Source organism: Aeromonas ichthyocola (assembly GCF_046087985.1).
GTDB lineage: Bacteria > Pseudomonadota > Gammaproteobacteria > Enterobacterales > Aeromonadaceae > Aeromonas > Aeromonas rivipollensis.
This window is the reverse complement of the sequence record NZ_JBJSWH010000001.1, coordinates 163,831-190,264: the sequence shown is the minus strand read 5'-3', so window position 1 is coordinate 190,264 and position 26,434 is coordinate 163,831. Positions and strand designations below refer to the sequence as shown.

The following is a 26,434-nucleotide window of genomic DNA, read 5'->3' as shown; positions in this document are numbered from 1 at the left end:
TCAGAGGCGTTTAACCGGTTCTGGTTCAAGCCGTAGCCAGCCAGTTGAGCCAGGCATCCATTCCTTCGCCTGTGGTGGCGCTGACCTGGATCACCTGAATATAGGGATTGACCCGTTTGGCGTTCTCGATGCAGCGGGCCACGTCAAAGCTGACATGGGGCAGCAGATCGATCTTGTTGATCACCATCAGCTGGGCGGCGGCGAACATGTCGGGATATTTCAGCGGCTTCTCTTCCCCCTCGGTGACCGAGAGGATCGCCACCTTGTACTTCTCGCCGAGATCGAAGCTGGCGGGGCAGACCAGATTGCCCACGTTCTCGATAAAGAGGATGCCCCCTTCATTGGCAGGCAGCTGGTGGCAGGCGTCGTGAACCATTTTGGCATCCAGATGGCAGCCCTTGCCGGTGTTGATCTGCACGGCAGGGACGCCGGTGGCACGGATGCGATCCGCATCGGCACTGGTCTGCTGATCCCCTTCAATCACAGCGCAGGGGCGTTTGTCGGCCAGTTGGCGCAGGGTTTCGCACAGCAGGGTGGTTTTGCCTGAACCCGGGCTAGAGACGAGATTGAGCACCAACTGGGCCGCCTCGTCGAAGTGTTCGCGGTTGTGGGCCGCCAGCGCGTTGTTCTTGGCAAGCACATCCATCTCGATGGCGATCAGCTGGCGTTGCCCCATGCCGGGGACCGACAATCCCGCTTCCCCTTTGCCGTAGTGCAGATCAGCCTGCAGATGCTCATGCTCATGCTCATGCTCATGCTCATGCTCATGCTCATGGCTGTGGTCATGTGGATGCGCGTGGGAATGGCCGTAGTCATGGGTGTGGTCATGATCATGCTGATGGTCGTGGGGGTGATCATGGTGGTGCTCGTGAGGGTGATCATGACCCTCTGCCACCGCGGGGGCCCGCACACCGTGGTAGTGGTGATGGACATCCCCCTGATGGTGATAATGGTGGTGAATAATCAGGGTGCGCGGTGCGCTCTGCTCATGGGAATGTTGGTGATGAGCCTCATGAGCATGATGATGGCCGTGCTCATGATCGTGGGGGTGGGCATGGTCGTGTTCATCTTCATGGCCGGCGATCCGCGCCTGGCCGCATCCGCATACGCTACACATATCAACTTACCTCGATGTCGGTGATGCGCAGGCTGTTCCCTTGCGCGACTCGTAATTTGTATCCGCCACACTCGGGACAGGCCTGCCCGCGCTCGGTGAGGGTGACCGTCTGGTTGCAGTCGTAACACCAGGCCTCTGCCGCCTGGTGCTGAAAGTGAAGTTGGGCCCCCTCGACGACTGTGCCCTTGGCGGCCGCCTCGAAACAGAAGGCAATGGTATCCGGGTCAACGCAGGAGAAGCTGCCGACCTCGAGCCAGAGAGCGGTCACCTTGTTAAAGCCCCGCTGGGTGGCCTGTTCGGCCGCCAGATCGATGGCGGCCATGGCCAGAGACATTTCGTGCATGGTGGCTCCTTAACCGATATGGGAAGGAGCAGTGGCTCCTCCCTGTCATTGGGTGAACGGCATGGCCGATCAACAGATCCGCGGGAGCAGTTCCCCTTGCGGCAGCTCCAGATAACGGCGGCTGCCCCAGGGGTTGTTCAGGATCACCTTGTGGCGATCACTTGCCAGCACCACGCCGATCTGGCTGGCGGCTGGGTTGAATTGCCGCAAGATGCCCAGCGCGTCCTGCGCCTGTTCGGCAGGCAGGGCCAGCACCATGGTCCCCTCGTTGGCGAGATCATGGGGCTCGAAGCCGTAGAGCTCGCACAGGCCGCGCACCGGATCGCACACCGGGATGGCGGACTCCTCCAGCTCGATGGCCACCTGGGAGGCGGTGCTCCACTCATTGAGCACGGCGGCGAGGCCACCGCGGGTGGCATCGCGCAGGGCATGGGGGGTAATGCCAGCTTTTAGCAGCGCTTCTACCTGTGGCCAGAGGGTGGTGCAGTCGCTTTTCAGATCAGATCCCAGTTGCAGGGCGTCGCGGGCCATCAGGATGCAGGCGCCGTGGCTGCCGATATCCCGCGACACCAGAATGGCGTCACCGGCCTTGAGGTTGCGCACCGAGATGCCCCGGCTCTGTTCAGGCAGCGGGAAAGTGCCGACCCCGCTGGTGTTGATAAAGATCTTGTCGGCCGCCCCCTTGGGCACCACCTTGGTGTCGCCGCAGACGATGCGGGCGCCGCTCTTGGCCAGCTCTGCGGCCATCGACTCGACGATGCGGGCGAGATCTGCGTAGGGGAAGCCCTCCTCGATGATAAAGCTGGCGCTCAGATACTCGGGCTTGGCCCCCATCATGGCCAGATCGTTGACCGTGCCGGCGATGGCCAGCTTGCCGATATCGCCCCCCTCGAAGAAGAGCGGCGAGACGGTAAAGCTGTCGGTGGTGAAGGCGACGGGGCCGCTCACCGGCAGCAGGGCGGCATCTTCACCGCGCAGCAGGATCTCGTTGCCAAAGTGGCGAAAGAAGAGCTGGTTGATCAGCTGGTTCATCTCGACACCGCCGCCGCCGTGGCTTAACTGAATTTCTCTCATCGGGTCTGGTTCTCCACAAGATTGTCGAAACAGGCTGGTTCATCTCCACCCATCACCCGACCACTGTGGCTAAGTTGGATTTCTCTCATTGTTCCTGGATCCCCATATATCGGTAGTAGGCATTGCAGGCCCCCTCGGAGCTGACCATGCAGCTGCCCATGGGCTGGGTCGGGGTGCAGCCCCGGCCAAAGACTTTGCACTGATTGGGCTTGGCCAGGCCGCGCAGAATATCGGCGCACTGGCACGCCTTGTGGTCATCGATGGGGGTCTGGCTGAGCTGGAAGTGACGCTCCGCATCGCGCTTGGCAAAGGCATCCCGCAGGCGCAGGGCGGAGGCATTGATGTCCCCCAGACCTCGCCAGCGAAAATGCTCGCGAGTCTCGAAAAAGCGCTCGACCAGCCGCTGGGCGGCTTTATTGCCACTGGCAGTGACGGCGCGGGTGTACTGCACCTCCAGCGCGTAGCGACCCTCCACCTTCTGGCGCACCATCATCAGCAGCGCCTCCATCACATCCACCGGCTCGAAACCGCTCACCACCACGGGTACCTGATAGCGCTGGACTATGGGCAGGTAGATATCGGCGCCTGTGATGACGCTGACGTGAGAGGGGCCGATAAAAGCGTTCACCTTGGCCACCCCGTCGGCCATCACGGCGTGAATGGCGGGGGGCACCAGCACATGGTTGATATGAAACAGCAGGTTCAGGGCCCCTTGTTCTTCAGCTGCTGCCAACAGCGCGGCCGTCATCGGGGTGGAGGTTTCGAAACCTATGGCGAAGAAGACCACGGTTTTCTCCGGGTTCTCACGGGCGATGCGCAGGGCGTCTAGGGGGTCATAGACGGGGCGGATATCGCTCCCCTTTGCGCGCTGCTGGGCCAGCGTGCCTTTGGAGCCCGGCACCCGGACCATGTCTCCCAGGGTGACCAGAATGACGTTGGGTTGGCGGGCCAGCTCGATGGCCTGATCGATGCGTTCTTTGGGCATGATGCAGACCGGGCAGCCGGGACCGTGGACAAACTCGATGCTGGCGGGCAGCAGCTGGGGCAGGCCGTACTTCATGATGGTGTGGGTATGGCCGCCGCACACCTCCATCACCCGCAGCGGCTCGGGGAGTAATTTGGCAAGCTCGGTGATCTGGGCGGCGAGGGCTCGGATGACGTCGGGCTGGCGAAAGCCCTGAAACAGGTCATTCAAGGTCAGCATGGCAAGATGTCCTGCTCTGGCATCAGGGCCACCATCTGGCGGAAGCTCTCGAGGCTGGCCTGCGCCTCCTCTTCGTCAATCTTGCTCATCACAAAGCCGATATGGAGCAGCACATAGTCGCCCACCTGGAGAGGCTCTTCGAGCAGCATGCAGCTGACGCGCCGCTGCACCCCCAGGGTGTCGACGGTGACGCAGTTATCTTCGGGGTGCAGCTGCACCACCTGAGAGGGGATGGATAGACACATGGATTTCAGGACTCCGACAAGGTGGCACAACCGGTTGTGGCAGGCTGGTGCGTGGCAATATGGTGGATGGCAAACCAGAGCTGACCGGCGGCGATGCCACCGTCATTGAGCGGCAGGGTTTCGCTGGTCAATACCTGCCGGCCAGCGGTTTCGAGAGCGGGCACCAGCTGGTCCATCAGCACCCGGTTTTGAAAGACGCCGCCCCCGAGCGCCACCGGATAGCCGGGGAAGCGCTCGGCCAGAGCAACGACCAGATTGCTGATGGCACGGATAAAACCGGCGGCCAGGCTGGCGGTGGAGGAGCCTTTTCTCTGCTCGCTGATAAGGGTTCTGAGCAACTCTGCCCACTCGATCTGCAGTGGTCCCTCTGCGCTCTGGTGCAGGCCAAAGACGAGGGGGAAGGGCAATTCATCGGGGGGCAGCTGCAAGGCCGCTGCCTCCAGCAGAAGCCCCGCTTCGCCCTCGTAATCCGGGGTATCGATCACCCCCAGCAGCGCCGCCACGGCATCGAACAGCCGGCCGATGGAGCTGGTATAGGGGGCGTTGCGGCCCAGGTGCCAGAGCTGGTGCAGGTTGCTGATCCGCTTAAGGGGCAGTCGCTTGATCGCCGGAATATCGAGGGCGCTGATCTCCTCCACGCCATACGACTCAAACAGCAGCCCCAGCAGCTGGCGCACCGGCTCGCGGATGGCCGCCTCGCCGCCGATCAGCTTGAAGGGGGCAAGGTGGGCAACGCGTGCAAAGCCCTTCACATCGGCCAGCAGCAGCTCACCGCCCCAGAGGGTGCCATCATCCCCAAGGCCGGTGCCATCAAAGGCAAAACCCAGCACCAGGTCTGTGATGTCGTGCTCGGCCATCACAGCCAGCAGGTGGGCGTGATGGTGCTGCACCTCGAGATGGGTCGCACCCTGATGGTGGCAATAGCCCTTGGCCCACTGGTGGCTGAGGTAGCCCGGGTGGCAGTCCGAGACCAGCAGTTCGGGTTTGAGATCGTAGAGATCACGGAAGGTAGCCAGGGTCTGCTCGAAGTGGCCCTGCATCGGCAGGCTGTGCAGATCGCCGATATAGGGGCTGTAGATGCGCTGGCGGCCGAAGGCGAGCGCCAGCTGGTTCTTCTGCTGCGCGCCGACCGCCAAGAGCGGCACCTTGACCGCCAGTTTCAGGCTGGGGGTGCAGGGGGCATAGCCCCGGGCCAGCCGCAACGTCTGGCGGCGTCCACCCGCCCACTGCACCAGACTGTCGTCGCAGGGGTGCAGTATGGGGCGGTTGTGATCCAGGATGCCGTCAATCTCGCTGCCGAGCTCCCTGACCACAGCCTCGCACTCGATGAGGATCGGGCTGCCGCGACCATTGGCGCTGGTTGCCACCAGCGGTAGGGCGCATGCGTCCAGCAGCAGTTGATGGAGCGGGGTGTAGGGGAGCATGACCCCAAGGTAGGGGATGCCGGGGGCTATCCCCTCGGCCAGCGGCGCCGCTGGTTGTGGTGATTTTGAGAGCCGATCATCCTTGGTGCGTTTGCGCAGCAGGGTAATGGGTCTGGCCTGAGAGGCGAGCAGCGTCCACTCCGCCTCGCCGCCGGTGACATGCAATTTGGCCTCTGCAAGGGAGCCCATCATCACCGCCAGCGGCTTGCGCTCGCGCCGCTTGAGCTGGCGAAGCCGCGCCACGGCGGACTCGCTGCGCGCATCGCACATCAGGTGATAACCCCCCATCCCCTTGACCGCAATCAGCGCCCCCGCTTGCAGGGCGTGGGCGGCCATTTGCAGGGCATCCTCCCGCTCGGCCAGGGCATCACCCTTGCCGCTGCGCCAGCTGAGGTGGGGTCCGCACTCGGGGCAGCTCACCGGCTGGGCGTGGTAGCGTCTGTCCAGCGGGTTTTCATAGGCCGCCGCGCAGCGCGGGCACATGGCAAAGCCCGCCATGGCGGTGTGGGGTCTGTCATAGGGGAGGCGGCGGATGAGGGTGTAGCGCGGGCCGCAGTGGGTGCAGTTGGTAAAGGGGTAGTGATGGTGGCGATCGCTCGGGTTGGCCACGTCCCGGGCGCACGCCTCGCACATCCCCTGATCCGGCGAGATGGCGACCGTAGCGGCGCTCTGCTGCTGACTCGCCTTTATATGGAATTGACCGTCATAATGGCCATCGAAGTCGGGGTCATCGTTTTGGGGCAGAACCCGCTCGCTGAAATGATCGATACGGCTCAGCGGCGGCGCCAATTCCCGCAGTTCGCGGGCAAAGGCGGCCAGCTGCTCGGGGGAACCCTCGGCACCGATAGTGACGCCGCTCGCATCGTTCAGCACATAGCCGGCAAGGCCGTGGCGCAGCGCCAGCCCATAGACGAAGGGGCGAAAGCCGACCCCCTGCACGATGCCGTCGATATGAAATTCGCGGCGCGGCAGGCAAGCGGGCCGACTCCTCCCTTAGGCGCGGCTTTAAAGGATATCCCCATGAAATTCAGTCCCCTGCTCGATGAGATGATGAAGGCGCTGCAGGTCTTGCCGGGCGTGGGCCCCAAGTCGGCCCAGCGCATGGCGTTCACCCTGCTGGAGCGCGAGCGCAGCGGCGGCCTGCGTCTCGCCTCCCTGCTCAATCGGGCGCTGACCGAAATCGGTCATTGCAGCCACTGCCGCACCTTCACCGAGAACGATCGCTGCGAGATCTGCGCCAATCCCAAGCGCGAGGAGAATGGTCTGCTCTGCGTGGTGGAGAGCCCGGCAGACGTGGCGGCCATCGAGCAGACTGGCCAGTTCTCCGGTCGCTACTTCGTGCTGATGGGCCACCTGTCGCCCCTGGACGGCATAGGCCCCGAGGAGCTGGGGCTGGAGATCCTGGAGCGGCGCCTCAAGGATGAGCACATCAAGGAGCTGATCCTCGCCACCAACCCCACCATAGAGGGGGATGCCACCGCCTGGTATATCGCCGACATGGCCCGCGCCGCCGGGGTGGAGGTGAGCCGCATCGCCCACGGGGTGCCGGTGGGCGGCGAGCTGGAGCTGGTGGATGGCACTACGCTGTCCCACTCCCTGATGGGACGCCAGCGTATCTAAACCAGCGGATGAGCCTGCTGCGAAACCGTGATCAAGGCTCATGTGCTGCTCGCTTATGTGAAACCAGGGGCTCACGTATACCTATACGTTCCGGTTCCTGCGCTGCGCTTCACCTTGCTGACGGCTTCTCGCGACGGCTCATAAACAGGTTTGGCTGGATGGTACAAAAAATGGGCAGTCAAGCCTGCGACGAGGGGCCAGTGTGCAACTTTGCTCTCAAGATTGCACGCAAGCCCCTTGATATTTGGTGGGCCAACCCCATCTAGGTTGGGAATCTGTTCAACCCGACGTTTTGAGGACTGGTCGATGACCCAAAGTGTTCACGCCGAAACCCACGGCTTTCAGACTGAAGTCAAACAACTGCTGAGCCTGATGGCTCACAGCCTCTACTCCAACAAAGAAGTATTCCTGCGCGAGCTTATCTCCAACGCCTCCGATGCGGCGGACAAGCTGCGCTTCAAGGCGCTTTCCGATGCCTCTTTGTTCGAAAACGACGGCCAGCTGCGCGTGCGCCTGGTGGTGGACAAAGAGAACAAGACCCTGACCATCTCGGACAACGGCATCGGCATGACCCGTGACCAGGTAATCGAGCACCTGGGCACCATAGCCAAGTCCGGTACCGCCGAGTTCTTCAAGCACCTCTCTGGTGATCAAGGCAAGGACTCCCAGCTGATCGGTCAGTTCGGGGTGGGCTTCTACTCCGCCTTCATCGTCGCCGACAAGGTGACCGTCATCTCCCGCGCCGCCGGCACCGAGCCGGGCCAGGGCGTACAGTGGGAATCCGAAGGGGAAGGCTCCTTCACGGTCGCTGACGTGACCAAAGAGGGTCGCGGCACCGACGTCATCCTGCACCTGCGTGCCGATGAAGAGGAGTTCCTGGACGACTGGCGCCTGCGCGCCGTGGTCGCCAAGTATTCCGACCATATCTCTGTGCCGGTGGAGATGTTCAAGGAGGGCACCCCGGATCGGGAAGAAGATGGCGAGACCATAGTCGGCACCCCGGGCGAGTGGGAGCAGGTCAACCGTGCCACCGCGCTCTGGACCCGCAACCCCAAAGACATCAAGGACGAGGAGTATCAGGAGTTCTACAAGCACGTCGCTCACGACTTCGAAGACCCGCTCTTGTGGGGTCACAACCGGGTGGAAGGGGCCCAGGAGTACACCAGCCTGCTCTACATCCCGGCCCGCGCGCCTTTCGATCTCTACAACCGCGAGCAGAAGCACGGCCTCAAGCTCTACGTGCAGCGCGTCTTCATCATGGACGACGCCGAGCAGTTTATGCCGACCTACCTGCGCTTCGTCAAAGGGGTGCTGGACTCCAACGATCTGCCGCTCAACGTCAGCCGCGAGATCCTGCAAGACAACAAGGTGACCGCCTCCCTGCGCAAGGCCTGCTCCAAGCGCGTCCTGACCATGCTGAACAAATTGGCCAAGGACGATAGCGAGAAGTACGCCAAGTTCTGGAGCGAGTTCGGCAACGTGCTCAAAGAGGGCCCGGCCGAGGATTACGCCAACCGCGAAGAGATCGCCAAGCTGCTGCGCTTTGCCAGCACCGCCGGCGAGGGCGAGGCCCAGACCGTGTCGCTGGAGGATTACGTTGGCCGCATGAAGGAAGGCCAGCAGAAGATTTACTACATCACCGCCGACTCCTATGCCGCGGCCAAGAACAGCCCGCACCTCGAGATCTTCCGCAAGAAGGGCGTCGAAGTGCTGCTGATGTGGGAGCGGGTGGACGAGTGGCTGATGAGCCACCTCACCGAGTTCGACGGCAAGCAGCTGGTCTCCGTCACCCGTGGCGAGCTGGACTTGGGCGAGCTGGAGGACGAGGCGTCCAAGCAGGCCCAGGAGGAGGCTGAAAAAGCCAACGCCGGTCTGGTGGCGCGGGTCAAGCAGAGCCTGGCCGATGCGGTGAAAGAGGTGCGTGTCACCCACCGCCTGACCGACTCGCCGTCTTGCATCGTTACCGACGACCACGGCATGAGCACCCAGATGATCAAGCTGATGCGCGCCGCCGGCCAGCCGGTACCGGAGCAGAAGTACATCTTGGAGCTCAACCCCGACCATGCGCTGGTGAAGAAGCTCGACACCATCGAAGACGAGGCGCTGTTCGGTGAGTGGGTCAGCCTCTTGCACGAGCAGGCCCAGCTGGCGGAGCAGGGCGGCCTCAATGATCCGGCGAGCTTCGTCTCCCGTATCAACCGTCTGCTACTCCAGGCGTGATGTGATTGGCCCACTGCAAGGCAGTGGGCTTTTTTTTGGCCGACGCCGCCCCCGGGGCGGCGTTGTCCACCCTGGATGTCTGCTGCATTTTCAATCATTTTTCGTGGCAGGGGCCTGCGTCTTTGGTCGCAGAGACGGCGCCAGGGGCTGGTGATAATCTGGCCACTCACACGGGGCGAGCTTGTTAATATGGGCGAAAACGTGTAGTTTTTTGCCTTCTCAAGAATTGAATAACCAATCAATTAGGAGCGTGTATGCGCATTGTTCTGTTGGGAGCACCGGGTGCCGGCAAAGGTACCCAGGCTCAGTTCATCATGGAAAAACACGGTATTCCGCAGATCTCCACCGGCGACATGCTGCGTGCGGCGATCAAGGCGGGTACCGAGCTGGGCCTCAAGGCCAAGGCCGTGATGGACGCAGGTCAGCTCGTCTCCGACGACATCATCATCGGCCTGGTCAAAGAACGTATCGCGCAACCGGATTGCGCCAACGGCTTCCTGCTGGACGGCTTCCCCCGCACCATCCCCCAGGCGCAAGCCATGAAGGATGCCGGTGTGGTGGTGGACTTCGTGCTGGAATTCGCGGTGCCGGACGAAGAGATCGTCAAGCGCATGAGCGGTCGCCGCGTGCACTCCGGCTCCGGCCGTACCTACCACGTGGTGTTCAACCCGCCGAAAGTGGAAGGCAAGGATGACGTGACCGGCGAGGATCTGGTGATCCGTGCCGACGACGAAGAGACCACGGTTCGCAAGCGTCTGGATGTCTACCATCAGCAGACAGCGCCGCTCATAGGCTTCTACGGCAAGGAAGCGGAAGCGGGCAACACCCGTTACGTCAAGATCGACGGCACCCAGCCGGTGGATCAGGTCAGCAAGCAGCTGGCCACCATCCTGGGCTAAGCCCGTTACATTGCCATCGTCACAGTCCCCTGGGCCATCAGGCAAATGCCATAAAAAGGGCCCAGCATGGGCCCTTTCTTGCATTCAGACATAACAACAGAACGACAGGAAGCATACGTGACCACGAAAACCGGAATCTTGCTGGTCAATCTGGGTACCCCAGCCGCCCCCACCACCGCCGCCGTCAAAGCGTTTCTCAGCCAGTTTCTGCACGATCCCCGGGTGGTCGACCTGCCGCGCTACCTCTGGTGCCCGCTGCTCCACTTCATCATCTTGCCAACCCGCTCGCCCAAAGTGGCCAAGCTCTATCAGCAGGTGTGGACCGAGCAGGGCTCGCCGCTGATGGTGATAAGCAAGCAGCAGCGCGCTGCGCTGGAGCAGGAGCTCAAGCGGGAAGGGGTCGATGTGCCGGTGGAGCTGGCGATGACCTATGGTTCCCCTTCGCTGGATGAGGGCTGGCAGGCGCTCAAGGCCAAGGGGTCAACCGGGTGATCCTGTTGCCGCTCTATCCGCAATATTCGGTCAGTACCACCGCCTCGGTGTTCGATGCCTGGGGCAAGGCGATGAAGCAAGAGCGCAATCTGCCGGTGGTGCGGCTCATTCGTGATTACCACGCCCACCCCGAATACATTCAGGCGCTGGCCATGAGCGTGCGCCGTCACTGGGAGCAGCACGGTCAGGGTGATCACCTGCTGATGTCGTTCCACGGTATTCCCGAGCGCTACGAGCACGAAGGGGACCCCTATGGTCACCAGTGTCGCGCATACCGCCAGCCCTGCTGGCCGAGGCGCTCGGGCTGGAGGCCAGGGCAGTGGACGGCCAGCTTCCAGTCCCGCTTTGGCAAGGAGGAGTGGCTGAAGCCCTACACCGATGACCATCGGCGGCATGCCTGCAGCGGGTATCAAGCGGCTCGATGTGATCTGCCCGGCCTTTGCCGCCGACTGCCTCGAAACCCTGGAGGAGATCCAGGTGCAGAACCGCGCCGTCTTCATGGACGCGGGGGGAGAGCAGTTCCACTACATACCAGCCCTCAACAGCGATCAGGCCCACATCCGCATGATGGTGTCGCTGATCTGCCGCGAGCTGGCGTGAGGGGGCTTCACGGCCGCGACTATGCGCGCCGGGTGTTCGGGTTCAACGATAAAGGAGTGTCTTGATGATGCATATCACGCTGATCTACGGCGGCCTGCTGGGGCTCTTGTTCCTGCTGCTCTCGTTCTGGGTGGTCAAGCGCCGTGCCCAGTTCAAGGTGATGATAGGGGAAGGGGAGGCGCCCGAGATGCTCTCCGCCATCCGTGCCCACGGCAACTTCGCCGAGTACGTGCCGCTCACCCTCTTGCTGATGGCCCTGTGCGAGCTGGCCGGGGTGGGAGCGCTCTGGCTGCACCTGGGTGGGGCGCTGCTGCTGGTGGGGCGCATACTGCACGCCATCGGCATCCAGATCCCCAAGGCGCCGAACAAGCCGCGCCTGTTTGGCACCCTGTTTTTCTGGCTGTCCCTGGGACTCTTCTCGGTGCTGGCGCTGGTGCAGGGCTTGTCATTCGGCTGATGCCAGAGGCCACTTGAGTGCGAAAAACCACCTCAGCGCGAGGTGGTTTTTTGAGGGGGGAAGATCAAACGTTTTCCTCGCAAACCCTTGCCTATACTGACCCCATATTTTAATCGGGCGACTTTTCGGCGGGGTGGATTGTGTTAAAATCCCGCCCCTCTTTCCCCCAGAGCACAGAAGATTGCCATGAAATTTCCCGGTCAGCGCAAGTCCAAACACTACTTCCCGGTCGACAGGCGTGATCCCCTGATCCCGCAAAATCCCCAGCTCACCGAACTGGGCAAGGCCTATGTGGTGGGTATAGATCAGACTCTGGTGGATATCGAAGCCCATGTGGACGAGGACTTTCTGAACCGGTACGGCCTGAGCAAGGGTCACTCCATGCTCATCTCCGATGACGTGGCCGAGCGGGTCTATGAAGAGCTCAAGGCCAACAACATGGTGGTGAGCGAGTTTGCCGGCGGCACTATCGGCAACACCATGCACAACTACTCTGTGTTGGCCGATTCCCACTCCATCCTGCTCGGGGTGATGAGCCAGGACATCCGCATCGGCAGCTACGCCTACCGCTATCTGTGCAACACCTCATCCCGGGTCAACCTCGACTACCTGCAGCCGGTGGACGGCCCTGTCGGTCGCTGCTTCACCTTCATCACCGAAGGGGGCGAGCGCAGCTTTGGCATCAACGCCGGCAAGATGGACCACCTGGATGTGGAGCACATCCCTGAGGCCATCATCAAGGACTCCTCCGCCCTGGTGATCACCGCCTACCTGGTGCGCGGCGCCGACGGCACTCCCATGAAGGAGGCGGCCATGGCTGCCGTCCGTTATGCCCGCGAGGCCGGTGTGCCCGTGGTGCTGACCCTGGGCACCCGTTTCGTCATCGACGAGAACCCCCAGTGGTGGCGTGACTTCATCAGCGAGAACGTGACAGTGCTCGCCATGAACGAGGACGAGGCCGAGGCCCTGACCGGGATCAAAGATCCGCTCGGCGCAGCCGACAAGGCGCTGGACTGGGCCGACATGGTGCTCTGCACCGCCGGTCCCATCGGCCTCTACATGGCGAGTTACACCGAGGAAGACTACAAGCGCGAGACCACCCATACCCTGCTGCCCGGGGTGATCCCCGAGTTCAACATGTATGAGTTCAGCCGCCCCATGGCCCGCGAGAAGTGCCGCAATCCGGCGCGGATCTACTCCCATATCTCCCCCTACATGGGCGGCCCGGAGAAGATCAAGAACACCAATGGTGCCGGGGATGGTGCCCTGTCCGCGGTGCTGCACGACATGGTGGCCAACGCCTATCACCGCATGAATGTGCCGAACTCCGCCAAGCACCTCTCCGAGTTCCTCACCTACTCCTCCCTGGCCCAGGTGTGCAAGTACGCCAACCGGGTGAGCTACGAGGTGCTGGCCCAGAGCAGCCCGCGTCTCTCCCGCGGCCTGCCGGAGAAGGAAGACAGCCTGGAAGAGGTGTACTGGGAGCGCTGATACCGTCATCCGGTCGACAACAAGAAAGGGTGCCACTGGGCACCCTTTCTTGTTTTTGGGGCTGGATCATGTTTTTGGCACTGCTTTTGCTGTCATCGTGGACAGGCCGCGCCATGGCGACATACCTTGTTAACAACATGTAGCTGGTTCGGGACTAGGGTATGTTGAGACAATGGAGTATCGGCCGGCGCCTGTCGCTGGTGACCCTGATGGTGCTGGCGCTACTGGGACTGCTGCTGTTCTTCTGCCTGCAGATCTATCAGCAGGGGCTGATGGGGGAGAAGAGCCGTCAGACCCGGGCCCAGGTCGAGACCGCCTACAGCCTGGTGGCCGGATTCGAGGCCAGGGTACGCAAGGGGGAGCTCGACGAGGGGCGCGCCAAGGCCGAGGCCCTCGCGGCGATCAAGGGGCTGCGGCTACGGCGAGGAGGATTACTTCTGGATCAATGACAGCCACCCCACCATGGTAATGCACCCCATGAAACCCGAGCTGGACGGCAAGGATCTCTCCGGGGTGGAGGACAAGCAGGGGCTCAGGCTGTTTGTGGCCTTCGCCGATCTGGCGAAGGCGCAGGGCGCGGGAGAGGTGGCCTACTACTGGCCCAAGCCCGGGGTGGAGGAGCCGGTGCGCAAGATCTCCTACATCAAGCGCTTCGCCCCCTGGGACTGGATCATCGGTACCGGCGTCTATGTGGACGACGTCGAGGCCCAGTATCAGGAGGTGCTGCGCACCCTGCTCGGGATAGGCCTGGTGCTGGCCATACTGCTGTTTGCCGTGGTCGGGCTCATAGTGCGCAGCATAGTGGTGCCCCTTTCCCAGTCGGTATCGGCCCTCGGCAACATCGCCAGGGGGGAGGGGGATCTGCGTTTTCGGCTGCCGGAGTCGGGCCGGGACGAACTGAGCCAGCTCTCGGTCAACTTCAACCTCTTCGCCGGCCAGATGGCGCAACTGGTGGGGCGCAGCCAGCAGATCACGGCCCAGAACCGGGAGCAGGCGCACCAGCTGGCCCAGATCGTCGACCGGACCGGCGCCATCGTCACCGGCCAGGAGCAGGACACCCTGCGGGTGGCCAGCGCCATGGAGCAGATGACGGTGAGCAGCAGGGAGGTGGGCCAGCACGCGGCCCAGGCCGCCGAGGCGGCGGACTCCGCGCTCAATCTCGCCCAGCACGGGCGTCAGGTGGTGGCCCAGACCAGGGAGACCATCAGCCAGCTGGCGGACGAGATGGTGGAGACGGTGCAGGCGGTGAGCCAGCTCGAGCAGGAGACCCAGCAGATTGGCTCAGTGCTTGACGTGATCCGGGGGGTGGCGGAGCAGACCAACCTGCTGGCCCTCAATGCCGCCATTGAGGCGGCCCGGGCCGGCGAGCAGGGGCGTGGCTTCGCTGTGGTGGCCGACGAGGTGCGCACCCTGGCGACCCGCACCCACAGCTCCACCGACGAGATCCGGCAGATGATCCTGCGGCTGCAGGAAGGGGCGGGCCGGGTGGTCAGTGGCATCACCCAGTTGCAGCAACTCTCCCGCTCCACCGCCGACAGGGCAGGTGATGCCGACGGCGCCATTCATGCCATCGATGGATCTGTGCACACCATCAATGCCATGAATAGCCAGATCGCCACAGCCGCCAGCGAGCAGAGCAAGGCGGCCGATGAATATAATACGACCGCCCTGGTCTCCATCTCCCAGCAGGCCAGGGAAGCGCAGGCCCAGAACTGCCAGACGGAGCAGGCGACGAGCGCGTTGGCACACTCGAGCGATGAGTTGAGTGCGCTAGTGAGTCAATACCGTACCTGATCCCCGACGCGTCAGGGATATTGGGGCGCAAGAGCGGTAAGATGCTTGAGTCCATGTCACTTTTGCGACACCATTTGGCCACCGCATTGCCACTCGGCACTGCCGTGGCCGCAGCACCCGATAGAGAGAGAGCCCCATGAGTAAGTTAACTGACAATCTTGACGCCAATTTCCAGCTGTTCATCGAAGAAGTCCGCGAGTCGGGTCAGGTGTGGGGTCTGCGTTACGGTGAAGACTGGGTGGTGTGCCGCTCCGCCGAGTTCGAAGATGCCGACGTCATGCCGCTGTGGTCTGCCGAGGGCGATGCCCGTCTGCACTGCGTGGACGAGTGGGCGGACTACGAGCCGGAAGTGATCGAGCTCGAAGAGTTTCTCGACATCTGGATCAACGATCTGGACGAAGACGATGTGCTGGTCGGCCCGAACTGGAACGCCGATCTGGAAGGCCAGGAGCTCGAGCCCATCGAGCTGGCCAAGGCGCTGGTTGAGCTAGACGCCTGAACCACACTGCATTGAGCCGGGCCTGCCCCGTCTGATGAGAACCGATATCCGCGAGGATGTCGGTTTTTTTATGGCCGGCTTGCAGAATACTGAATGAAAAGGCGATTTGCCTTTGCACCCGTCAGAGGGATGGTCCATCATCAACCTTTTGCCGAGCGGGAGGAGCCATGTTTGTATTCGACGTCACCGGCGTTGCAGGGGCGCGAGCCGAGATCCGGGTTCAGGCGCTGGACTGGGGGCAGAGCGGCCCCGTCACCTTCCGCTGCGATGACGATCAACTGGCGGTGCTGCTGCTGACCGACTGCCGCTGCGATGCGGTGGGCTTCTTCAATCTGCTGGCGGGCTGCAAGCCGCTCTACCTGGAGCAGTGGCTCAGCTATCTGCAGGAGACCGGCCGCATCGCCAAGCAGAGCTGCCAGCTGGAGAGCCCGGCCCAGGAGGATTACCTCGCCCGGGCGGGACTGGCGGACGAGGAGCTCAATGCCTTGCTCGGTCAGGTCTACAAGGTGGCCGGTTTCAATCGTCTGCAGATCAACCGTTACCTCAAGAACCGCCACAACCCGACCATGCTGGCGACCCGTTACGATCAGAAGGAGCTGGAGCGCTATCGCCAGCTCAATGACATCATTCTGACCCTGCTGAAGTTGAAACGTCCCCAGTGAAGACCCCCGGATGGCTGATATCAGGCCGCAACTGCTGGGGCTTGGCGATGAGATAGCCCTGCAATCCCGTCCACATACATGCCCTGCAGCAGCTGCTTCTGACCCAGCTGCTCCACCCCTTCCGCTATCACCTGACACCCCATCCGGTGTGACACGTCGACTATCATCCGCACGAACTGCTGGTTGGTCAGTCCTGCTCCAGCCCGGTGATGAGGGCGGATCCAGCTTGATGTAGTCGGGCTTGAGCTCGCGAAGCAGGGTGAAGGACCCTATCCCCTTGCCGAAGTTGCAGATGGCGGAGCGACTGCCGTTGCGCCTGAGCAGTTCAACACCCGCTTGGCCCCGGTCAGGTTGCGCTCCAGATGCTCTTCATCCAGTTCGAACACCAGGTTGGCGCTGGTGTTGGGGTCCTTGAGCAGCTGGCGGTCCAGCCAGATCAGAAAGGCGCTGTTTTGCAGCAGGTTGCTGGAGAGGTTGATGCCCCAGCGACTCTGATTCGCGCCAAAGGCCCGGTACTGGCGCATGATGTGGGTCACCAGCATCTGTTCCAGCCGCATCACCATGTCCAGCCGCTGGGCCATGGCGAACAGGGTGTCGGTGGGCAGCACAGTGCCGTCGGCACTGCTGAAACGGGTGTAGATCTCGTTGTAGGCCAGCATGCTGCGGTGCAGGGCTGGATCGGCTGGTAGGTGAAGCTGATGCGCTCCTGCTCCAGCAGCTCGGTCAGTACCAGCTTCCAGTGATGCTGCCCCTGCAGCTCCACCACGCTGTCATCCTGCTGGATGGCCCAGCCGTTGACCGTCTCGGTCTGGGCGCGGGCCAGCGCCAGATCCGCCCTGGCCAGAATGGCCTCGATCTTCTGGCCGCTGCTGAGCCGGGTCAGCCCGGAGTAAGCGGCGCTCTCCAGTTCATGCTGCTGCTGATAGTGATCGAAGGCCATCTTCAGATCCCGCCCGAGCAGGGGGGGCGGGATGTTGGCGACCGGCTGCACCAGCACCGCGAAGTCGGCCCCCGAGATGCGATAGACCTGATGGCCCGGGAAGCGGCTGACCACCCTGGTGATGATATTGGCGATATCCTTGATGTAGGCATCCCCGGACTGAAAGCCGCGCTGGGCGTTGAGCTTGCCAAGCTCGGTGGCGCGGATCAGCACCAGGGTGGCGGTCTGGGTGTCCTGATCCCGCTGCAGCAGCTCGGTCATGTCGCGGCGAAAGGCGTGGCGGTTTTGCAGCTGGGTCAGTTCGTCCTGGGTCGCCTGGTTGTGCAGCTCGCTGATCTGGCGGTGAGCATCGCGCTCGGCCTCGTTGAAGTGGGCGAGCAGTTGCAGCAGGGCTGCCTGGGCCTCGGGGGTGGTCAGGCAAGTGGGGTCGCGCAGCTGCAGCGCCCGGCACCACACCTGCTCCTGATGCTGCGCTGCCATCTGCTGGAGGCGCAGGGTCAGCATGCTCAGCAAGCCGAAGCCGAGCAGGCTGGTGGCGAGGATGATAAGCAGGGTCAGCAGCGTGCTGGTGAAGGCGAGCCAGAGCCCCTGCAACAGCAGCAGGGGAGCACAGAGGAGAGCGATCACCAGCAGTGGTTGCTCCCGAGCTTGTTCAACATGGTGTCATCCTTGATGATGTGCTTGATGCTGAAATTAACCAAGCTCGCGCCGCAAAGCATGAGATCCTCGAGCAACTCCATGGAAAAGGGCCAATTGAAATCAGTTAAATGTGAGTGAAACCACTTTCATGGCGCCGGAAACAGGCGAAGATGAATCGAAAATGGACCAAAACAAGGCAGAGGTAGATATGTTGCTAGAACCCGTAGACACAGCCAAAGCACGGCAACTATTGAATCAGAGTATGGCCTTGGTGCTCGCAGGGGGACGCGGTAGTCGCCTGAAGCAGTTGACCGACAATCGCGCCAAGCCCGCCGTCCATTTCGGCGGCAAGTTCCGCATCATCGATTTCGTGCTTTCCAACTGCATCAACTCCGGCATTCGCCGGGTGGGTGTGGTCACCCAGTACAAGTCCCACAGCCTGCTGCGCCACCTGCAATCTGGCTGGTCCTTCCTGCGCTATCAGATGAACGAGTTCATCGATCTGCTGCCCGCCCAGCAGCGGGTGGACGAGGTGCACTGGTATCGCGGCACCGCCGATGCCATCTACCAGAACGTCGACATCATTCGTGACTACGGCCCCAAATACATAGTGGTGCTGGCGGGGGATCACATCTACAAGATGGACTATGCCGCCATGCTGCTCGATCACGTGCGCCTCGGCGCCAAGGTGACGGTGGCCTGCATCGAGGTGCCGCGCGCGGAGGCGTCCGCCTTCGGGGTCATGGACATCGACGAGCAGCGCAAGATCCGCGCCTTCGTGGAGAAACCGGCCAACCCGCCCGCCATGCCGGGCAATGACCAGATCTCCCTGGCCTCCATGGGGATCTACATCTTTGATGCGGAATACCTCTATCAGCTGCTGGAGGAGGACATCCACAATCTGGAGTCCAAGCACGACTTCGGCATGGACGTGATCCCGCGCATAGTGGGAGAGGGCAAGGCCTTTGCGCACCCCTTCACCATCTCCTGCGTCGGTGCCAAGGAAGGGCAAAAGCCCTACTGGCGCGACGTGGGGACTCTGGACTCCTTCTGGGAGGCGAACATGGATCTCGCCTCCGTGGTGCCCGAGCTCGACATCTATGACGAGAACTGGCCCATCTGGACCAGTCAGAACATGTCGCCCCCCGCCAAGTTCGTGCAGGACAGAAACGGCCAGCACGGCATGACCATCAACTCCATGTTCGCGGGCGGCTCCATCGTCAGCGGCTCCTTCGTGCTGAACTCTGTGCTCTTCACCAATGTGCGGGTGCACTCCTTCTGCACCCTGGATCAGGCGGTGATCTTCCCCGGGGTCGAAGTGGGGGCGGGCTGCCGCCTGCGCCGGGTGGTGGTGGACAAGGGCTGCAAGCTGCCCGATGGCCTCTTGTGGTGGGGGAGAACGCGGACGAGGATGCCCGTCGCTTCTACCGCTCCGAGCAGGGAATCGTGCTGGTGACCAAGGAGATGGTGGCCAAGCTCGGCTGATGAGCCTGAGATGTCTAGTCCTGAAATAGGTTTACACATTTTCGTCTAGCTTCACGTGACTCAGAACCCCCGATGTACTGCATCGGGGGTTCTGTATGCCAACGCATGATGTGGTCGCTCCAGGTTGTAAATATCCACCGCCTCGCGCACCATCTCCCGCGCTTGCGCCAGGTCCTGTGGGCTTTGCAGCAGCAACTCTCCTTTCAATATCCCATTCACCCGCTCCGCCAACGCATTCTGGTAACAGTCATAGCCATCCGTCATCGAGCATTTCACCCCGTACCGTGCATGCAATGACTGATACAGGCCCGAGCAATACTGCACGCCGCGGTCCGAGTGATGGATAAGCTCCCCGCCGCCACGCCGTTGCTTCAGCGCCTGTCTGAACGCCATCGCCACCGACTCGGCGTGCATCCCTTCGTGCACGTGATGACCCACTATCTTGCGTGAGTAAGCATCCGTCACCAGGCTCAGGTACAGCGGCCCGCTCCTGGCTGGCAGATAAGTAATGTCGGCGACCCAGACTTGCTCTGGAGCCACCGGCGTGACCTGCTCCGGCCCTGCCTTGAGCAAGTTGGGATGACGGTAGAAGCGGTGAAAACTGTGGGTGGTCTTGTGATACGCCCGCCCGGGCGGCACCAGCAGGCGGTGCTCGGCCAATATCTGAAACAGCCTGTCCCGCCCGACCTTCAGCCCGGCATCGTCCTGGCCCTGCAGCAGATAATGCAGCTTACGGGTGCCCACCCGTGGCTGTCGCAGCCGAACTTTGCGCACAAAGCGCACCACCTGCAATCCTTGTGCGTGGCGCAGGTCTGCAACCCGATTGCGCTTGTAGTAAGCCTGACGGCTTATCCCCAGAAACCGGCAAGCCCTGACGATGGTCAGCCTCTCGACTTGCCGTTGCGAGAGGACTTGCCGGGTCGCTTTTTTACGATGGAGACGCCGTAGTCGTTCTTCAATACATCGACGACGGCCTCAAAGAACTGGGCCTTCTGGCTCATCAGCGCTAGCTGCTGCTCGAGTTCCTTGATGCGCTGTTCGGGCGTCTGGTTGTCGGGGTCAGGCATGGTGATGCTCCTGCCGGCGCGCACAGAAGCCCCCTGGCTCCAATCCTGCCGACCATGTTTACGCAACCATACCAGAACGGTGGAGTTGCCCTGAATGCCATATCGGGCTTGTGCCTGCTGGCAGGTGAGCTCGCCTTTTTCAATCTGCTCGACCAGCGCCAGTTTAAAAGTCAGCGAGTAATCGCGCTGTGTCCGTTTCACACCTTGTCCCATCGGGTTCTCCATTGATTGGGGGGAAAGGTGTAAACCATATTCAGGACGGGACAAGACCAACAAAAAGGGAGCCTTGAAGGCTCCCTTTTTCATGCGGTCATCGCTGACTTATTCGCTGACGATGGCCTTGCCGGCCATCACCATGGCGGTGCCGTGCTTGCCGCCCGCGGCAGTCACCTGGGGCACGCCGTCTTCGTCGGTGTCACCACCGGCGCTGTCGATGACGTTCTCGCCGGAGTCGCCGACCCACTCGGCCATCTGCATGCCGCCGTTGACTGTGCCACGGAACCAGCTAACGTACTGGCCGGTCAGCTTGGCCAGCTCCAGCTCGGGTGCCTTCTCGGCCCCTTCGTTGCGCAGGTTCAGCATGGCAGAGCGCAGGGCGCCGGAGATGGCAGCCTGGGTCCAGGGGGTGTATTCACCCTGCTTGCCCGCCAGCCAGGTGCCCGCCTTGGCATTGAAGTAGGCCTTGTCGGTGGCGATGAAGAGATCCCGTGCGGCAGTGCGGTACTTGGCATCCGAGGTGGCCAGGAAGGCGGCGGTCAGGCCACGGATGGCGGCAAATTGCGCCTCTATGGATTGACCGGCATCCAGCGACCCACCCAGGGTCAGGCCGTCGTGGACCAGGCCGTTCTTGCCCACCAGCTTGCCGAGGATGAAGTCAGCCTGCTTGCGTACCAGCTCGAGTGCCTGTTGACCCTGCTGGGTCTTGAGGTTCAGCTCGCCGTTGTCACCTGCGGCGTAACCGACCGGCAGGGCATCCTGGGCGCGCTGGAAGATCTGCAGGGCGACCAGGGCGTAGGCGGCGTCGAAGGTGGTGACGTGAGCGCTCTGCTTGCCCTCTTGCCAGCTGTCCACCAGGGTACCGGCCTTGGGCTCGAAGTGCAGGGCGGCCAGGTTCTTGAAGGTCAGGTTGGAGAGGTTCAGCGCCAGGGAGAAGGCATCGCTGCCCGCCACTGCCTTGGCCAGATCATTGGCCTTGTTGGCGGCCGGGGCGGCGGCGAAGGGGGCGCCGTCAAACACGGCGTGGAAGGCCGGGTTCTGGTTGGTGTTGGCGCTGCGCTGATCGCTGAAGGCGTAGAACTCGGAGAGCGGCCACAGCAGCATCCAGGCATCGCGCAACTGGGCTGAGCCGTCCACCACCTCAAGCTTGCCGATGGCACCGACGTCGTTCTTGCTGGTTTCGGTCACTTTCACCTGATGGGGGAAGTAGACGACACTCTTGGCCGGATCGTACTGGGGGCTGATCTTGGCGCCGAGCTGCTTGCCATCGAAGCCGAGCTGGCCCTGCAGTATGGCCAGCTTGTCGATGGACTGCTCGGTCAGCATCATGCCGTTGAAGCCGTCGGCGGCGGAGACGCCGAGCTTGTGCTTGCCATCCTGATCCATGGTGGCGGACGCGGCTTCCACCTCTTCATCGCTCTCGGCCACGTGCATGCCGCCGAGGAAGTCCTGGGACCACATCACTTCCTTGAGCAGTATGCCGCCCACGGCCGCCGGGACCAGCAGGTTGTCACTGCCGCTCCAGCGCAGGGTGGCGTAGTCGCGGAAGTAGGCCGGGACCTGGGTCTTGACCGATTTCTCGGTGCCCTTGGCGGTCTTGATGGTGAGCTGATCGCCGTTGACCGGGGCGGCGTTCACCGCTTGGGCGAACTCCGGGTTGGCGGAGGCGTAGGGCAGGGAGAGGGGGATACATGCCTTGGGGCACCTCATCGGCCGGGAAGCCGACGGCGTCGGCCATGGCCAGTACCCGCTTGCCAAGGTCGGCCAGGGTGCCGCCACGGGCCTGGTTCTGCGGCCCGTTCACCAGGTGCGGGCCCATGCCGGACTGGTAGTTGAGGGCGTACATCGCCTCTTCGGAGTACTCATAGGATTCGATGCCGGCGGCGAAGTCGAAGGGAGTCGGTTCATCGGCGCGGTTGGCGTCCAGCACGTCCAGATCCAGCCCCAGGGCTTCGGCCAGCGGCTCGCCGGAGAGTTCGAATTCGGTATAGGCCAGCATGCTGGCGGCGGTGTTGAAGGTCTTGTCTTCCACCTTGACGGCAGCGTGCGCGGCGCTGCTGAGCAGTGCACAGGCGATCGCCTGCACCAGTACGGTTTTTCTCATGTCCTTTTCACCCATATGTTTGATTTTATTATGACGCTTCTCATGAATCTAAATGAGAATGGTGTGCATTATGAGGCAAGGGAGGAAACTTTAGAAGCGAAAAACCGCGCCCCTGGGGTCTGGGGAGAGGGGGGCGCGGCGGCAGGGGTTACATCAGCTTGAAGGGGATCACCAGACGACCGGGCTCCACCTTGAGGGCCTCGACCTTCTCCTTGATCCTGGCCTCGTTCTTGCGACTGCCATCCAGCCGATAGACAGGGGTCTGGGAGAGGAAGAGGGAGAGGGACTGGTTGAAGGTGGGCAGCAGCGGCGTGAGGGCGGCGCCCACGTCGGCCGGCTCTGTCTTGACCGAGATGAGTTCGAGGTCACGCAGGTAGATGGCGCCCTGCTCGGCCACATAGTCCGGGCGGGCACTGAGGGAGAGGCGGATCTTCATCTGCTGGCTGCCAAGGGGGCTCGCTACCTCCAGATCACCGGCGGCATCCAGCTCTACCCTGTCGGCGCGGGTGCGACCGATGCGACTCTCCATGTCGTCCAGGCGGATCTTGCTCGACATGATGCCGGGGATCCCCAGCTGTTTCTCGAAGGCGACTCGCTCCTTGAGGTACTGGTTGATCTCGCCCTCGCTGACGCTGTACTGGGTGAGGGAGCAGGCCGCCAGCAGCAGGGCGAAGGGGAGCAGAAGCAGGTGCTTTAACATGGGAAGGTTCCATCAAATGGGTGGCAACAACAGATGGCGCCATCTTAGGGGCAAAGCGGGTCGGCCGCCAGTGGGGGCAGCCTGACCCCGTTTCTGTCGCATCCCCCATATGGGGATGGCATTTCGTGTTCATTCGAGTAGCGTTGCCACCCCTGCGCCGGCAGGCCAGCCGCGGCGCCATAGTGCCAATACCCATAGAAAAGCCCCTGTTTTATCGACTCAAAATCCCATTGACCCCGTGATTTCAAAGCGAGTATTTTACCGCCGCACAAAATCAAACTGATAATCATTATCATTTTGAATCTTTTTGAGGGTGTAACGTGAATACTCGTGTAATGGAAAATGGCGCACCTGCCGAGGCGGACACACCGCCAGACTTCTTGTTTACCTCGGGTCAGGGGAGCCTTGGTGCCTATGACCTGGGTCAACCCATAGCGACCCCAGCCGGTGACTGGCCTCTGTTGGCGCAGCAGATAACCCGGGCCCTCGATGCCGCCAAGGCCGCCGGCCAGGCCAACCCCTTGCTCATCGGTGCCTTCGCCTTCGATCCGGCGGAAGCCTCCTGTCTCTATGTGCCCGGCCGCTATGAGCGGGGGGAGCGTGCCGCGCCCGAGGCCATGCCCAACATGGCCAACCAGGTGATCTCGGCCAACAGCACGCCCGCCGCCGCCGAGTTCAAGTCTTCGGTCAGCGCCGCGTTGGATGCGTTCGCCCAAGGCAAGCTCGCCAAGGTGGTGCTGTCGCGCAAGCTGATCCTTACCCTGCACAAGCCCGCCGACCCCGAGCGGGTGCTGGCCCGCCTGATGGCTCAGAACCCCCACGCCTTCCACTTCTCCCTGCCGCTCGGCCAGGGCCGTCGACTGCTTGGGGCCAGCCCCGAGCTGCTGCTGCGGGTCAGCGGGGGAGAGGTCTTCACCCACCCGCTGGCGGGTTCCGCCAGACGGGCGAGCGAGCCGGTGCAGGACGAGGCGGTGGCCCGGGATCTGCTGGCCTCTCGCAAGGATCAGCATGAACACAAGTTGGTGATCGACGAGATCCGCCGGGTGCTGACCCCTCATTGCCGTGAGCTGGCGATCCCCCAAAAACCCACCCTGATGAGCACCGACACCCTCTGGCATCTGGGTACCCCCATAGCGGGCCAGCTGCATGGCAGCGATGCCTCAGTGCTCTCTCTTGCCTGCCAACTCCATCCCACCCCGGCCCTGTGTGGTTATCCCACGGATCTGGCGCGCCAGTTCATCCGCGAGCAGGAGCCCTTCAGGCGCGCCCTGTTTAGCGGCATCGTCGGCTGGTGTGACAGCCAGGGCAACGGCGAGTGGGCCGTGGTGATCCGCTGCGGCGTGCTCGATGGCCACCAGGTGGAGCTGTTTGCCGGCGCGGGCATAGTGGCAGGCTCGGATCCCGCCATGGAGTGGGCCGAGACCGGCACCAAGCTGGGTACCATGTTGAAAGCCCTGGGCCTGAGTCTGGAGGTGGCGCAATGAGCGATGCCAGCCGTTTCCTGCCCTATAGCCGCTGGCCCGAGGAGCTGGCCCAGCAGTACCGCGCCAAGGGCTATTGGCGCGGAGAGCCCCTGACCGCCATGCTGGCGCGCCAGTGCGAGCTGGCCCCCGATGCCGAGGCTATCCTCTGCGGCGAGCGCCGCTTCAGCTATCGCGAGCTGGACGCCGCCTCGAGCCGATTGGCCGGGCGATTGGCCCACTGCGGCCTGGGGGTGGGGGATACCGCTCTGGTGCAGCTCCCCAACGTGGCCGAGTTCTATCTGGTGTTCTTCGCCCTGCTCAAGGCTGGCATTGCTCCGGTCAACGCGCTCTTTAGCCACAACCGGCTGGAGCTCCTCTCTTATGCCGAACAGATCACACCGCGCCTCTTTGTCGGCTCGCTGGCCCATCCGCTGTTTGAGAGCAAGGGTCGCGAGAGCGAGCTGCTGACAACCATCGGCGCCGAGCTGGTGCTGCTGGATGGCGACGGGGGGGAGCTGGGGCTGACCCGCTGGCTGGCGCAGTTGGATGAGAGTGAGCCGGTGAAATGTGGCCCGACTCCGGCGGACGAGGTGGCCTTCTTCCAGCTCTCCGGCGGCAGCACAGGCACCCCCAAGCTCATACCCCGCACCCATGACGACTACTACTACAGCGTGCGCCGCAGCAATGAAATCTGTGGACTCGGCCCCCATACCCGCTATCTGTGCGCCCTGCCGGCGCCCCACAACTTCCCCTTGAGCTCCCCTGGCGCCTTGGGGGTGTTCGAGGCGGGCGGCGCCGTGGTGCTCGCACCCGATCCTAGCCCCATCAGCTGTTTCCCGCTGATTGCCCGCCACCAGATCAACCTCTGCTCACTGGTGCCGCCGGCGGTCTCCCTCTGGTTGCAGGCGGCCGAATCTGATCCGTCCGTCCGCAGTCAGCTTGAGAGCCTCGACCTGCTGCAGGTGGGCGGTGCCAAGCTCGCCGAAGCGGTGGCGCGCAAGATCACCCCGCTGCTCGGCTGTCGGCTGCAGCAGGTGTTCGGCATGGCGGAGGGGCTGGTCAACTACACCCGGCTGGATGACCCGGACGACAAGGTCATTCACACCCAGGGCCATCCCATGAGCCCGGATGACGAGGTGCGCGTGCTGGACGAGGAGGGCAACCCGGTTGCCCCGGGCCAGCCCGGCGCCCTGCACACCCGGGGCCCCTACACCTTCCGCGGCTACTACCAGAGCCCGACCCACAACGCCCGTGTGTTCGATGCCGATGGCTTCTACTGCTCCGGCGATCTGGTGGTGCAGGATGCCGATGGCTACCTCACGGTTGTGGGGCGGCTAAAGGATCAGATCAACCGGGGCGGCGAGAAGATAGCGGCGGAAGAGGTGGAGAACCAGCTGCTGCACCACCCGGCCATCACCCAGGCGGCCCTGGTCTCCATGCCCGACAGCGCCATGGGGGAGAAGAGCTGCGCCTTCATCGTCAGCACGGATCCCGCCTTGAAGCCGCTGGCCTTGCGCAAGTTTCTGCGTGAGCGCGGCGTGGCGGATTTCAAGCTGCCCGACCGTTTCGAAACTCTGGATGCCCTGCCCATGACGGCGGTGGGCAAGATTGACAAGCAGGGGCTGCGGGCGCGTATCGCCGAGATCATCGCCGCCGGCCAGCCCCTGACAACAGCTTAA

At 62.7% G+C, this 26,434-nt stretch carries 21 protein-coding genes and 4 pseudogenes; 14 read left to right on the top strand and 11 right to left on the bottom strand.

What is annotated here, in order from left to right:
* Positions 1–25: 25 nt before the first annotated feature.
* On the bottom strand, positions 26–895 hold the full coding sequence (hypB, locus tag ACF2JD_RS00850; protein WP_456305318.1) for a hydrogenase nickel incorporation protein HypB: 870 nt from the start codon (positions 893–895) through the stop codon (positions 26–28).
* Here hypB and ACF2JD_RS00845 point away from each other — a divergent pair.
* Positions 785–1,141, top strand: coding sequence for a hypothetical protein (locus ACF2JD_RS00845; protein WP_456305317.1), 357 nt, complete (start codon positions 785–787; stop codon positions 1,139–1,141). The two genes, hypB and ACF2JD_RS00845, sit on opposite strands and share 111 nt — an antisense overlap.
* On the opposite strand, the gene hypA is transcribed toward ACF2JD_RS00845, so the two are convergent.
* The 5 genes from hypA to hypF all read right to left on the bottom strand — a co-directional run bounded on the left by hypA (position 1,119) and on the right by hypF (position 6,379).
* Complete coding sequence (gene hypA, locus ACF2JD_RS00840) at positions 1,119–1,460, bottom strand: hydrogenase maturation nickel metallochaperone HypA (protein ID WP_413825429.1); 342 nt, start codon at positions 1,458–1,460, stop codon at positions 1,119–1,121. The genes ACF2JD_RS00845 and hypA overlap by 23 nt on opposite strands.
* A gap of 69 nt (positions 1,461–1,529) precedes the next feature.
* Positions 1,530–2,534, bottom strand: a complete 1,005-nt coding sequence (gene hypE / locus ACF2JD_RS00835; RefSeq protein ID WP_440986557.1) for a hydrogenase expression/formation protein HypE — start codon at positions 2,532–2,534, stop codon at positions 1,530–1,532.
* 85 nt (positions 2,535–2,619) lie between these two features.
* Positions 2,620–3,738, bottom strand: coding sequence for a hydrogenase formation protein HypD (gene hypD / locus ACF2JD_RS00830; protein WP_440986556.1), 1,119 nt, complete (start codon positions 3,736–3,738; stop codon positions 2,620–2,622).
* On the bottom strand, positions 3,732–3,983 hold the full coding sequence (locus tag ACF2JD_RS00825; protein WP_017784111.1) for a HypC/HybG/HupF family hydrogenase formation chaperone: 252 nt from the start codon (positions 3,981–3,983) through the stop codon (positions 3,732–3,734). The genes hypD and ACF2JD_RS00825 overlap by 7 nt, the downstream gene beginning before the upstream one ends.
* A gap of 5 nt (positions 3,984–3,988) precedes the next feature.
* Entirely contained in the window at positions 3,989–6,379 is a 2,391-nt protein-coding gene (gene hypF / locus ACF2JD_RS00820) for a carbamoyltransferase HypF (protein ID WP_440986866.1), read from the bottom strand.
* A 48-nt stretch (positions 6,380–6,427) separates the two neighbouring features.
* Between hypF and recR the strand changes: the two genes are divergently transcribed.
* From recR to ACF2JD_RS00770, 10 genes and pseudogenes are all read left to right on the top strand, one after another.
* Positions 6,428–7,027, top strand: coding sequence for a recombination mediator RecR (gene recR, locus ACF2JD_RS00815; protein ID WP_025326665.1), 600 nt, complete (start codon positions 6,428–6,430; stop codon positions 7,025–7,027).
* Positions 7,028–7,333: 306 nt separating this feature from the next.
* Positions 7,334–9,247 (top strand): molecular chaperone HtpG, encoded by a 1,914-nt coding sequence (gene htpG, locus ACF2JD_RS00810; RefSeq protein WP_440986555.1) that lies wholly within the window; start codon positions 7,334–7,336, stop codon positions 9,245–9,247.
* A 254-nt stretch (positions 9,248–9,501) separates the two neighbouring features.
* Positions 9,502–10,146 carry an adenylate kinase gene (gene adk / locus ACF2JD_RS00805; protein ID WP_440986554.1) on the top strand — a complete coding sequence of 215 codons (645 nt, stop codon included), beginning with the start codon at positions 9,502–9,504 and terminating at the stop codon, positions 10,144–10,146.
* 66 nt (positions 10,147–10,212) lie between these two features.
* A pseudogene (hemH, locus tag ACF2JD_RS00800) lies at positions 10,213–11,238 on the top strand (ferrochelatase).
* A gap of 64 nt (positions 11,239–11,302) precedes the next feature.
* Positions 11,303–11,695, top strand: a complete 393-nt coding sequence (locus ACF2JD_RS00795) for an MAPEG family protein (RefSeq protein ID WP_025326669.1) — start codon at positions 11,303–11,305, stop codon at positions 11,693–11,695.
* Positions 11,696–11,881: 186 nt separating this feature from the next.
* Positions 11,882–13,186 carry an inosine/guanosine kinase gene (locus ACF2JD_RS00790; protein ID WP_171275944.1) on the top strand — a complete coding sequence of 435 codons (1,305 nt, stop codon included), beginning with the start codon at positions 11,882–11,884 and terminating at the stop codon, positions 13,184–13,186.
* A 161-nt stretch (positions 13,187–13,347) separates the two neighbouring features.
* Positions 13,348–13,635 carry a cache domain-containing protein gene (locus ACF2JD_RS00785; RefSeq protein ID WP_440986553.1) on the top strand — a complete coding sequence of 96 codons (288 nt, stop codon included), beginning with the start codon at positions 13,348–13,350 and terminating at the stop codon, positions 13,633–13,635.
* Between the two features lie 28 nt (positions 13,636–13,663).
* Positions 13,664–14,980 (top strand): methyl-accepting chemotaxis protein, encoded by a 1,317-nt coding sequence (locus ACF2JD_RS00780; protein ID WP_440986552.1) that lies wholly within the window; start codon positions 13,664–13,666, stop codon positions 14,978–14,980.
* Positions 14,981–15,116: 136 nt separating this feature from the next.
* The gene (locus ACF2JD_RS00775; RefSeq protein WP_010674427.1) at positions 15,117–15,479 is read left to right on the top strand and encodes a DUF2750 domain-containing protein; all 363 of its coding nucleotides are present in this window, start codon (positions 15,117–15,119) and stop codon (positions 15,477–15,479) included.
* Positions 15,480–15,646: 167 nt separating this feature from the next.
* Positions 15,647–16,141 carry a hypothetical protein gene (locus tag ACF2JD_RS00770; RefSeq protein WP_440986551.1) on the top strand — a complete coding sequence of 165 codons (495 nt, stop codon included), beginning with the start codon at positions 15,647–15,649 and terminating at the stop codon, positions 16,139–16,141.
* 20 nt (positions 16,142–16,161) lie between these two features.
* Here ACF2JD_RS00770 and ACF2JD_RS00765 read toward each other — a convergent pair.
* Positions 16,162–16,800, bottom strand: a pseudogene (locus tag ACF2JD_RS00765) (EAL domain-containing protein).
* Positions 16,698–17,708, bottom strand: a complete 1,011-nt coding sequence (locus ACF2JD_RS00760; RefSeq protein WP_440986550.1) for a diguanylate cyclase domain-containing protein — start codon at positions 17,706–17,708, stop codon at positions 16,698–16,700. The pseudogene ACF2JD_RS00765 and the gene ACF2JD_RS00760 overlap by 103 nt, the downstream one beginning before the upstream one ends.
* Positions 17,709–17,928: 220 nt before the next feature.
* Here ACF2JD_RS00760 and glgC point away from each other — a divergent pair.
* Positions 17,929–19,205, top strand: a pseudogene (gene glgC / locus ACF2JD_RS00755) (glucose-1-phosphate adenylyltransferase).
* A 60-nt stretch (positions 19,206–19,265) separates the two neighbouring features.
* Here the strand turns inward: glgC and ACF2JD_RS00750 are convergent.
* The 3 genes and pseudogenes from ACF2JD_RS00750 to ACF2JD_RS00740 form a co-directional block, all read right to left on the bottom strand.
* A protein-coding gene (locus tag ACF2JD_RS00750) for an IS3 family transposase (RefSeq protein ID WP_440986865.1) occupies positions 19,266–20,485 on the bottom strand; the annotation gives its coding sequence in 2 pieces (ribosomal slippage) (positions 19,266–20,137 and positions 20,137–20,485; 1,221 coding nt in all).
* Positions 20,486–20,593: 108 nt separating this feature from the next.
* Positions 20,594–22,592, bottom strand: a pseudogene (locus tag ACF2JD_RS00745) (hypothetical protein).
* Between the two features lie 148 nt (positions 22,593–22,740).
* On the bottom strand, positions 22,741–23,292 hold the full coding sequence (locus ACF2JD_RS00740) for a lipoprotein (protein ID WP_025326676.1): 552 nt from the start codon (positions 23,290–23,292) through the stop codon (positions 22,741–22,743).
* Positions 23,293–23,612: 320 nt separating this feature from the next.
* Here ACF2JD_RS00740 and ACF2JD_RS00735 point away from each other — a divergent pair, with 320 nt between their 5' ends.
* Both ACF2JD_RS00735 and ACF2JD_RS00730 read left to right on the top strand, forming a co-directional pair.
* Complete coding sequence (locus ACF2JD_RS00735; protein ID WP_440986549.1) at positions 23,613–24,776, top strand: isochorismate synthase; 1,164 nt, start codon at positions 23,613–23,615, stop codon at positions 24,774–24,776.
* A complete protein-coding gene (locus ACF2JD_RS00730) occupies positions 24,773–26,434 on the top strand; it encodes a (2,3-dihydroxybenzoyl)adenylate synthase (RefSeq protein ID WP_440986548.1) in 1,662 nt (553 codons plus the stop codon). Before ACF2JD_RS00735 ends, ACF2JD_RS00730 begins: the two co-directional genes overlap by 4 nt.